At 48.2% G+C, this 8,673-nt stretch carries 8 protein-coding genes and 1 pseudogene; 7 read left to right on the top strand and 2 right to left on the bottom strand.

The genetic code is table 11. The features are described 5' to 3' along the window. Positions 1-193 precede the first annotated feature (193 nt). Complete coding sequence (locus tag CAFE_RS07600; protein ID WP_156990247.1) at positions 194-1,147, bottom strand: ABC transporter permease; 954 nt, start codon at positions 1,145-1,147, stop codon at positions 194-196. A 360-nt stretch (positions 1,148-1,507) separates the two neighbouring features. Here CAFE_RS07600 and CAFE_RS07605 point away from each other — a divergent pair, with 360 nt between their 5' ends. The 7 genes and pseudogenes from CAFE_RS07605 to CAFE_RS07635 all read left to right on the top strand — a co-directional run bounded on the left by CAFE_RS07605 (position 1,508) and on the right by CAFE_RS07635 (position 7,719). Next, the gene (locus CAFE_RS07605; protein ID WP_021168011.1) at positions 1,508-2,980 is read left to right on the top strand and encodes a ParB/RepB/Spo0J family partition protein; all 1,473 of its coding nucleotides are present in this window, start codon (positions 1,508-1,510) and stop codon (positions 2,978-2,980) included. A 300-nt stretch (positions 2,981-3,280) separates the two neighbouring features. After that, entirely contained in the window at positions 3,281-3,634 is a 354-nt protein-coding gene (locus tag CAFE_RS07610) for a DUF7768 domain-containing protein (protein WP_011988863.1), read from the top strand. Then, positions 3,627-4,331 (top strand): antirestriction protein ArdA, encoded by a 705-nt coding sequence (locus tag CAFE_RS07615; protein ID WP_011988862.1) that lies wholly within the window; start codon positions 3,627-3,629, stop codon positions 4,329-4,331. The genes CAFE_RS07610 and CAFE_RS07615 overlap by 8 nt, the downstream gene beginning before the upstream one ends. Positions 4,332-4,381: 50 nt before the next feature. Then, positions 4,382-5,179: a DUF6674 family protein gene (locus CAFE_RS07620; protein ID WP_011988861.1), complete on the top strand. Its 798-nt coding sequence runs from the start codon at positions 4,382-4,384 to the stop codon at positions 5,177-5,179. Positions 5,180-5,254: 75 nt separating this feature from the next. Beyond that, positions 5,255-5,728, top strand: a complete 474-nt coding sequence (locus CAFE_RS07625) for a PcfB family protein (protein ID WP_011988860.1) — start codon at positions 5,255-5,257, stop codon at positions 5,726-5,728. Then, a pseudogene (locus CAFE_RS07630) lies at positions 5,718-7,244 on the top strand (VirD4-like conjugal transfer protein, CD1115 family); the annotation flags it as partial. The gene CAFE_RS07625 and the pseudogene CAFE_RS07630, both read left to right, overlap by 11 nt. Before the next feature lie 121 nt (positions 7,245-7,365). Further along, positions 7,366-7,719 (top strand): TnpV protein, encoded by a 354-nt coding sequence (locus CAFE_RS07635; protein WP_128743091.1) that lies wholly within the window; start codon positions 7,366-7,368, stop codon positions 7,717-7,719. A 336-nt stretch (positions 7,720-8,055) separates the two neighbouring features. Here the strand turns inward: CAFE_RS07635 and CAFE_RS07640 are convergent, their stop codons facing one another. Then, entirely contained in the window at positions 8,056-8,448 is a 393-nt protein-coding gene (locus tag CAFE_RS07640) for a hypothetical protein (RefSeq protein WP_156990248.1), read from the bottom strand. Between the last annotated feature and the right edge of the window lie 225 nt (positions 8,449-8,673).

Here is an 8,673-nt window from a genome sequence, read left to right on the forward strand (position 1 = left end):
TTTAGACACAAAAAAGGATACGGCGGCAATTCAACCGTCGTTTCCTTATAAGCGTCTATTTTATGAAGCCATTCCCACCAGCGGCTTTCCTTATATTGTCAGGACAAATGAAAGCAGAACATTCAAAATGGCACGGCAGACACGGTCGATACAGACAACCGATAAAATGATGGAAAGCGCCACGGCCTTGTCGTCACTCATTCCCTGCAAGGCTCTCGACAAGGGAGTCTTTCCGCATTGCCCGCATGATATATACGATCACAAGCACCTGAATGAGAAGCAACACAGACGTAAAAGCAACCATCGGCAAGACCGGAAAGGTGAACACATAGGAAGTGTAGTTGATTGCCTTCACGATGGCCCATAGCGCCAGAGGACCGAGGATCAGTGTACAGAGCATCATCCCGGCCATGTAGAAAAGTCCTTCTGCAAAAAACATCTTCGCCAGTTGGCTCTTTGTGGTGCCCACCGCCTGTAACATTCCTCTTTCACGCTTCTGCGTAAAGAAATTGGTAATGGTGGTGTTCAGGTAGTTTATTAGACCAAATAACACGATGAAGATGGAGAGAATTCTTAATCCGGTAAAAATAATACCCGGCATGGCGGCGGCAGCTTGTACTTTTGCTTCATAGCTGGAAAGTTCCACACCGTCGGTTTGATCGACAAAGTTCTGAAGAGCCGTTCCCGTCTCCTCCACTGCGGATGGATCAGTAACGACTTCTATGGAATCCAGCTTTTTCGAATCTGCAATTTTTGATTCCGTATCCATAGGGAAAAATAAAACCGGAGCATTTTCAGACCCGAAAGACGTAGTTCCGGCACCACTGACTACAGCAAAGACCTTGAAAGTATCCGTAACCGTTTTTCCGCTTTCATTAAATTGAACGTTGATCTGATCACCCGGATGACAATCTACTCCAAGATCCGTGTATTGCCGGTATCTCCTGAAAACAACGCCGTTTTCCCTAACCATTGCATCATAGTCAATAGTTCCTTCCAGAGTATGGGTCAAAAACTTAAAGTCGTTTTTTGTGCAAAACATGCTGTTCAGTTCTTGGTTCCAACCGTTTGCATCAGTGTGAACGTGAGCGATGTCATAGTAGGAATACGTTTTTTCAACCCCGGGTATTTTCTGAACTTTTTCCATCAGCTTCGATTCCTGTGACTGATTGATTTCATCGACAGAGATGCTGTAAGAACCGCCGTTCGGATAATAATGCTCTCGAACCTCGTTCTCCGGGTAGTATGAGCCAAACGTATTAGGAAAACTGCAAAACCCCTTATTCTAAGTAGATAAGGGAATATCAAAATAAAATATGAGCTATCACATTACACAGGATACCGCCTAATTGAACAAGATAGGCGGTATTTTTGTATCTGGATAGCGGAACTTCGGGTCAAGTTGGCCCGAAGTGGAAAGGAGGGATTGCAAATATCCCCGTGGGGCTTGACCTAAAAAATCAAGCCCCTTTTTTCATGCCATAAAACAGACAAGGAGGAAAAACGCATGGCAAAAAATGAGCCAAACAAACCGGACGAAGTAAAAACCGCCCCGGCACAGGAAACAACAGCAGAAGAAAAAAACACACCTGCTCCCATGCCGGAGATTGGCGGCGAAGCTCCTGCCCCGGAAAAGACTGCCGAGGAAACAACGGCACTTCCTCATGAGGACGGAGCCGCCCTGCATAAAACCGATAAGGACGGACCGGAAACACCTAACCCCATTGACATTCCCGCCCCCGGTGATGTGGTGGTTTCCTTTGACAAAATCAATGAGATTGTTTCCGGGAAACAGGCGGCGGTAAAGGAAACGGAACAGACTACCCCCGAAAAACAGGAAGCGGAGCCAGGAGATAAAACGGCAAAGCCGAAGAAAACAAGTCCGGATAAGAAAAATGACAGTAAGCCCAGAACTGCCGAAAAAGCAGATAAAAAGCTTACCCGTCTTGCCAAACAGGAAAAAGCCCCAAAGGCTATAAAACCGGAAAAGCCGGATAAACAGAAACAGACCGCAGAAATTGGCGGCGGTGCTTCTGCTTCCCCGCAAGCTACGGAACAGGCACAGCAGGAAACGCCGCTCTCTGCCCCGGAGCTGCCGCCCGAACCGAGGCAAGCACCCCGCCCCGGCGAACAGGAACAGATTGTTTATCTCAATCTTTCCGAGCTTTACGCTTTCAAAGACCACCCATTTCAAGTCCGAAATGATGAAGAAATGGCTGCTATGGTGGAAAGCGTCAAGGACAAGGGCGTTACCCAGCCTGCCATTGTGCGCCCCCGCGAAGATGGCGGCTATGAAATCGTATCCGGCCACCGCCGCCAGAAAGCCAGCGAATTAGCCGGATTTACGGATATGCCCTGTATTATCCGCAACATGACGGACGAGCAGGCCATCACGCAGATGGTAGAGGACAACACCAATCAGCGTGAAAATATCCTGCCCAGCGAACGAGCCAAAGCCCTGCAAATGCAGTTGGAAGCCATCAAGCGGCAGGGTGCGCGAACCGGCAACGGACAGCGTTCCAATGAGGTCGTAGCCGAGCGCAACAAAATGACGGTCAAGCAGGTTCAGCGGTATATCAAGCTCAATGAGCTGGTTCCCGACCTTATGAAAATGGTGGACGAAAAGAAAATCGCGTTCACTCCCGCGGTGGAGCTTGCGTTTATCAAGCCAAAAAATCAGCGGTATATTGCTATCGCTATTGAGGGCCAGCAGTCGGCTCCCTCGCTCTCACAGGCACAGCGTATGCGTGACCTTGACCAAAAGAAGCTGTTAAACCCCGATGTGATTGACGGAATCATGTTAGAAGAAAAAAAGGAGGCAGACAAAGTGATTATTTCAAGTCAGGAACTTTCCCAGTATTTCGGCAAGGAGAAAACACCCCGCGAAATGAAGGATACCATTATGAAGCTGCTTGAGGAAAACAAGGCAAAACTGAAAGAGGTTTCGGCTCCTCAAAAGAAAGCCGAACAGGAAAAATAAGCACTTCGGGTCAAGTTGGCCCGAAGTCGGTATATGCGGGGCTTTGCCCCGTGCCCCAAAGCTCTAAGGATAAATATATTCCCCGTCGCCGCTTATTGGGTAGCATAGCCGGGAAAATCGGTCAAGAGCTTGCCGCCGTAGGCGGTGCTTCGCACTCTTGACGGATTTCTCCCGGTTATGCTTTAAGGCAGTCAAGCGACGGGGATATATATTCCTTTGAGCCGCGCCCTTTCCAAGCGTGGAAAGGGCGGGGGGATAGGTTGACACATTCAGCGCAACAAGAACGGAGGTGCTTAAATCATGAAACGACCTTTAGCATACATTACTGCCGCGTGGTGCGGCAATCACGATACGGATACCAAACAGGCGGCGCAGTATTGCCGGGCAGTCTATGAAGCCGGGTTTTCCCCGGTTTGCCCGACCCTGTATCTTCCGCTTTTTCTCAATGACGCAATCCCGGAGGAACATAAAAGCGGCATTGATATGAGCCGGGATCTCCTGCGCCGCGCCCATGTACTTGTCGTATGCGGAAGCGATATTGACGAGGACGTGAAAAACGACATTGCCGTTGCCGGGCGGCTGAACATCACGGCAACCACGCTGGACGGGATTCTGACCGTGAAAACACAGGGGCAGGAAAAAGACCATGCTTGAAGCCTTTGTTACCAATCTTGGACGGTATAACGAGGGATATTTGGACGGGGAGCCTTTAAAGCTCCCCGCCACCACCGAGGAAGTGCAGGCTCTTTTGAAGCGTATCCATGTGGACGGTGTGCGGTATGAGGAAATTTTCATTACTAATTATGAAACCGACATTCCCGGTCTGCGTGACTGCTTAGGAGAATATGAAAGCATTGATGAGTTGAACTTCTTGGCTTCCCTGCTGGACGATATGGAGGAATGGGAGTTAGAAAAGTTTTCTGCCGCCGTGGACTTCGGGGAGTACAACAGTGTACCCGCCCTAATTAACCTTACGCAAAATCTGGATTGTTTTGAGTTTTACGCCGGGGTTGAGAATGAGGAAGATTTAGGCCGCTACTATGTTGAGGAAATGTGTACGCTGGAAATCCCGGAGCATTTGGAAAACAATATTGATTATGAAGCCTATGGGCGGGATATGAACTTGGACGACGACGGGCGTTTTACCGATGGCGGCTATGTGGTACGGACAGGCGACAGCTTCACTGAGTATTACAGCGGCAGGGACGATTTACCGGAGGAATACCGAATTTTTGCTTATCCCGAACCGGAAAAATCCATCAAGAAAACGCTGGAAAGCTACGGGAAGATGATAAACGAAACCGTCACCGCCGCCCGTGAGCGCCCCCACCCCGCCAATGCGGAACGATAACCAACTTCGGGCCAACTTGGCCCGAAGTGTGAAAGGAGGTTAAAAAAACTATGGCAAAAACGAAAACTACCGCCGAGCCGATTTTGGAAAATGAACACGTTAAGGAGCTTTTGGCGATATTGCGGGAAAACAATTCCCCGTCCACAAAGGATTTTCTTGCGGTTCTGCATCATGTCGGAGCAATGGAAAAACAGCTTGACGCCGCTGTAAAGGAGCTTGCCGCCATGCGGCAGGAACTCCGAACAGCACAGGAACAGAACCACCCGGTTAAGACCGCTTTGCAAAAGGCGGTCATTGTTATGCAGGGGCAGGTATTGGACTTGCGGGATAAATTGGCGGAGCTAAAGCAAAGCGTCATAGACGGTTGTAAGAACGCCGTTACCGCTTTTAAGGAAACCGGCATTTCCGCGCTGGATAACGTAGCCCGGTTCTTCAAGGTGCGCCCCACTTTAGAAGCCATGCGGGATATGCTCACAAAGGATATTCAGTACGACGATAAGGCTATTGCCAAAATCGAAGCCATCAGCACCGAATACCATCAAGCCGGGCGGCATTTGAAAAACATGGGTCGGGTCATGCTTGGCAGAGAAGCGGCACAGGAAGTAAAACAGCCCGGCAAGCTGGCGGCGGTCATATCCGCTCCATTCCGTGCGGAGCGTTCCCATTTTTCCAGTATAAAAAGCCATATAGAAAAATCTTTGAATACGCTGGCACGGTTGGAAGAACGGGCGGCAGAGAAAAAGCCCTCTATCCGGGAAGCTCTTGCTACTCACAATGAAAAAATCGCGCAGGCACAAAAGGACGCTCCCACCACAGAACGCCCCCGCCCTGTCAATGCAGAGAGGTAACACACTTCGGGCCAACTTGGCCCGAAGTCCTCCCGCCTATACGATTGCCATATCTGGCAGGAAAGGAGGAATTTCATGCAGGAAGATATTGAACGCCGGACGGTTGCCCTATCTGTCAATGCTACAAAACTGACGGGCCGGACGCTGGCAAAGGTGCTGGCGGCAGCACTCCGGCAGATACAAAAGGGCCATCAGAAGCGGCAGACCCCGCAGGGCAGACAGAGCGTAAAAAAGTTGATGAACCACGGCGTTTCTACAAACAGTCTTGACCTGTCCGGGGATACGAAGCTCTTTGACCGTGTGGCCCGAAAGTACAATGTAGATTATGCTTTTCACAAAACCGGGCCGGATAAATATTTGTTATTCTTCAAGGCCGGGCAGGCTGACGCTATTACCGCCTGTTTTGGCGAATATACAAAGCTGGTGCTGAACCGGGGCAAGAGCCGCCACCCCTCTATTCTGAAACAGTTAAAAGCCTTTGCCGACAGGGAGCGCACCAAACCGCGACAAAAGGAACGAAAACGGGAGGTGGTGCGGAATGAACGATAAAATCCGTAGATATGTGATTCCCAATGTTCCCTATCTGTTGGTGCTGTGGTTCTGTCTGAAGCTCGGCACAGCCTACCGCCTTGCGGCAGGTGCAGACTTCGGAAATAAACTGGTTGGCATGATAAAGACTATAAGCCCGGCGTTTGCTTCATTTGCGCCGGGCTTTGTGCTGTCCGATTGGCTCATTGGCCTTGCCGGGGCGGTCATACTCCGGCTGGTGGTATGGTATAAGGTAAAAAACGCAAAAAAGTTTCGGAGGGATGTGGAATATGGCTCGGCCCGGTGGGGAACGGCAAAGGACATCAAGCCCTTTATCGACCCAAAATTCAGCAACAACGTGATACTAACCGGGACAGAGCTTCTTACCATGAATACCCGACCCGCCAATCCCGCCAACGCCCGAAACCTTAACTGCTGTATCATAGGCTCCAGCGGAAGCGGGAAAACTCGCTTTTGGCTGACCCCACAGCTTTTACAGGCTCATTCGTCCTATGTGGTGGTTGACCCAAAGGGCGGCATTTTAGAGCAGGTCGGCTCTTTTCTGAAAAAGCAGGGCTACAAAATCAAGGTATTCAATTCCATTGATTTTGCCCGGTCAATGCACTATAACCCGCTGGCCTACTTAAAGACGGAAAGCGATATTTTGAAGTTTGTAAACGCTCTGATTGAGAACACAAAGGGCGACGGTAAAGAGGGTGATCCATTCTGGACGAAAGCAGAAACCTTGCTTTATTGTGCTTTAATCGGCTATATCGTCCTTGAGGGGCCGGAGGAAGAACGCCATATCAATACCCTAGTGGATATGCTGAACAGCATGGAAACAAGGGAAGATGATGAAAATTTCAAGAACGCCGTGGACTATATGTTCCTTGGCTTGGAAAAGCGCAATCCCAACCATTTTGCGGTGCGCCAGTATAAAAAATTCAAGCTCGCCAGCGGGAAAACCTCGAAAAGTATCCTGATTTCCTGCGGAGCCAGACTTGCCCCATTTGATATTGGACAGCTCCGGGAGATTATGAGCTATGATGAAATGGAACTTGACCGCATGGGCGATAAGAAAACCGCCACCTTCTTCATCATCAGCGACACCAATACGACCTACAACTTTATTGTTGCCCTTGCTTTTTCGCAGATGTTCAATCTTTTGTGTGAACGGGCTGACAGCAAATACGGCGGCAGGCTCCCCCATCATGTAAGGGTATTATGGGACGAAGCCGCCAACACGGGACAGGTTCCGCAATTGGAAAAATTGGTTGCCGTTATCCGCTCCCGCGAAATATCCTTATGCCTGTTTTTACAGGCGCAAAGCCAGCTCAAAGCCTTATATAAAGACCACGCTGAAACCATTATGGGGAATATGGACAGCGTGATTTTTCTTGGTGGGCGGGAACATTCCACCATCAAGGAGCTGTCGGAGGTTTTGGGGAAAGAAACCATTTCCATGCAGACGGAAAGCCGGACGCGGGGCCAGTCAGAAAGCTACGGACAAAATCTGCAACGGCTTGGCAAGGATGTGCCATACTTGTTCGTGAAGAGTTCGGTTGCCCACAAAATTTACGGACAGGGACACGATCAATTGGACTCTTCGCGGAGGTGCTAAAGAGAACGGCATACCAACAAGAAAAGGAGTGACCGCAATGGCAGATCTGGCCTATTCCCGCTGCGGAGATTTCTACATTCCTGACTTGGCTCTTACCGGTCAGCCGGACAAGCCTATCGGCAAATACGGGCGCATGAGAAAACGATATTTGCGAGAACACCGCCCTTGCTTGTATAGCAGCCTGATTTTGAGCGAAAAACTGTACCCGCACTTACTGGAAATCGACGAAACGGCAAACCGCAGGCTTGAAAGAATAATGCCGGAATTGATGAAATCAGTAGGTGTAACAGAGCGGTTGAAAGCCAGCGATCCCATGAAATGGGTTGGCCTGATGAACACGTTAAGGGCGCAGGCCGAAGAAATAATCTTGTCAGAATTAATCTATGTATAATGGGTGGATTATATTACGACAAAAGAAGCAGCGAAAAATTTGGGAATTACAGACAGAATGGTAGTGTACCATTGCTCTGCCAGACGGTTTAAGGGAGCTAAAAGAAACGGGAAATACCATGGCTTGTTCCCGCTGACTTGATCGAGCAATATTCAATTTTTCTGGTTTTGCTTAACGAAAAAAGCTGAAACCGTATCGGTCACCAAAAATGGTATTGCTTAGAACATCGCGTTATGAAACGCGAAAAGCCGGAGTAGCCAACACCATTCGATGCAGGTACCCCGACCATTTTGCATGAACATTTTACAAATGCTTTTGAAGGAAGACGTAACCCTACTATGAATCATTCCGCTTAATATGGATAATTGACTTTATTGAATTATATATTCCCAATAATGCTTCCGGAATGAACAGGAAGTAGATTCTGTCTATCCATCTTCCCTTAGGGTATGAAAAAGCCTTACCAGTTATTGTTTCTGCTATTCCACTGACGATGAATAACAAGACAATAGATACTAAAATGGCTATTACAAATTGTTTTTTATTTTGATTCATACTGTCTGGAACGACTTTATAAGTCTCTATAAGAACAAAGACTCCTAACAAAAGAAAAAGCCAAAGGAACGGTGCATTTAACTGCAGAGCCAATTCTCCTGACCAAACAAATATAAAAGCTACATGATATAAGATGGATATTATCAGGGCAATACATTTTGCGGTCTGATTCATAAACGATCACCTACTAAGTTTACCAAAATTCATGGTATGGACATAATATTCTTATCGAATTATTCAAGATTGTTCCATCTTACCTAGTTAATGAGCAAGGCTACTACAAAACTTTCATCTTGTAATAGCCTCTTCATTTGATTGAACAATACTCAACTTTTCTGGTTTTGCTTAACGAAAAAAGCTGAAACCATGTCAGTCACCAAAAATGGTATTACGTAGAAC

It is taken from the genome of Caproicibacter fermentans, assembly GCF_009746625.1.
GTDB classification, from domain to species: Bacteria; Bacillota; Clostridia; order Oscillospirales; family Acutalibacteraceae; genus Caproicibacter; species Caproicibacter fermentans.

Excerpts from the sequence above, each read along its gene's own strand:
- CAFE_RS07625 (WP_011988860.1), top strand. The coding sequence starts at position 5,255 with ATGCAGGAAGATATTGAACGCCGGACGGTTGCCCTATCTGTCAATGCT.
- CAFE_RS07600 (WP_156990247.1), bottom strand. The coding sequence starts at position 1,147 with ATGGAAAAAGTTCAGAAAATACCCGGGGTTGAAAAAACGTATTCCTAC.
- CAFE_RS07605 (WP_021168011.1), top strand. The coding sequence starts at position 1,508 with ATGGCAAAAAATGAGCCAAACAAACCGGACGAAGTAAAAACCGCCCCG.
- CAFE_RS07615 (WP_011988862.1), top strand. The coding sequence starts at position 3,627 with ATGCTTGAAGCCTTTGTTACCAATCTTGGACGGTATAACGAGGGATAT.
- CAFE_RS07640 (WP_156990248.1), bottom strand. The coding sequence starts at position 8,448 with ATGAATCAGACCGCAAAATGTATTGCCCTGATAATATCCATCTTATAT.
- CAFE_RS07610 (WP_011988863.1), top strand. The coding sequence starts at position 3,281 with ATGAAACGACCTTTAGCATACATTACTGCCGCGTGGTGCGGCAATCAC.
- CAFE_RS07635 (WP_128743091.1), top strand. The coding sequence starts at position 7,366 with ATGGCAGATCTGGCCTATTCCCGCTGCGGAGATTTCTACATTCCTGAC.
- CAFE_RS07620 (WP_011988861.1), top strand. The coding sequence starts at position 4,382 with ATGGCAAAAACGAAAACTACCGCCGAGCCGATTTTGGAAAATGAACAC.